Annotated in this window: 2 protein-coding genes; both read left to right on the top strand. The window is 39.0% G+C overall.

From position 1 onward, the window contains the following. Positions 1–450, top strand: a 450-nt coding sequence (locus QUA54_RS34340) for an AAA family ATPase (RefSeq protein ID WP_333419511.1), incomplete at its 5' end; no start/stop codon positions are given. 196 nt (positions 451–646) lie between these two features. Then, the gene (locus QUA54_RS34335; RefSeq protein WP_333419510.1) at positions 647–979 is read left to right on the top strand and encodes a hypothetical protein; all 333 of its coding nucleotides are present in this window, start codon (positions 647–649) and stop codon (positions 977–979) included. Positions 980–1,033: the final 54 nt, after the last annotated feature.

Below are 1,033 nucleotides of genomic sequence, written 5' to 3'. Positions count from 1 at the left end.
TCTCTCGGGACATCTCAACTCCTACTTAGGTTTACATCCTCATTATACATTATTTATGATTTACAAATCATTTGCGAGCGCTATATTTACCTATCTCCATCTGGAGATAATCTGCCCTTAGTTTTGGAGAATTTAAGCCAAAATATCGACTTTGAAGATAGCCTGAACGAGGCGATGAAATCGATATTACCAAAAACTCGTCGCATTAGACCTGTACGTTCTGGTCGCCTATCTCTCACTGTACAATGGTATTTTGAAGATATCAAAGAAGCATTTTACCTTAATGAAATGTCAGATGGAACTGTGAGGATGCTTTGTTGGGCAACTATTTTACATTCTCCACTTCTTCCTTCTTTGATAGTCATTGATGAACCGGAATTAGGATTGCACGTATCGTGGATGCCAATTTTAGCTGAGTGGATTAAAAAGCTGCGGCAAAAACTCAGATAATTATTACCACACATAGTCCCGACCTTTTAGATCACTTTACCGATCGTTTAGAGAATGTTGTTTGTTTTTATTCCGAAAATAGAACCCATTTCTCAGTCAAATCTCTTTCAAAAGAAATGCTCGATCCAAAACTTGAAGAGGGATGGGAATTAGGTGACTTATATCGTGTTGGCGATCCCAGTATTGGAGGATGGCCGTGGTAGTGTGGGTTTACTCTGGAGGTGGTGAGGCTGAGGTGAGAGGATTCTTTCCTTTTTTAGAAAAAACTTTTCCGGGCTGTAGATTTGAACGAAAAACACCAGTTCGTCAAAAACCCGGCCCTAAAGCTAATAAAGCAGGTAGTTATGGAAGAACAGGTCAAAGCTTAATCGAGCAAATAAAGCAAGAATTACCGATCGCCTTAAAAGCAGAACCAAATAAATGCGATCTGATTTTAGTTTTTGACGATTTGGATTGTCGCGATTCTCAGAAACAAAAAGAGAAAATAGAGGAAACATGGTCAGAGATACAGCGGTTCCCGCTGTTATGAGGTACAGTAGCAACAATTAGCAAACCAATTTCTCAAATGTTGAGGATTCATTAA

It is taken from the genome of Microcoleus sp. MOSTC5 (assembly GCF_036701825.1).
Taxonomy (GTDB): Bacteria; Cyanobacteriota; Cyanobacteriia; order Cyanobacteriales; family Microcoleaceae; genus Microcoleus; species Microcoleus asticus.
Note: the sequence above shows the minus strand (reverse complement) of the source record. Positions and strands in the feature narration are given on the sequence as shown.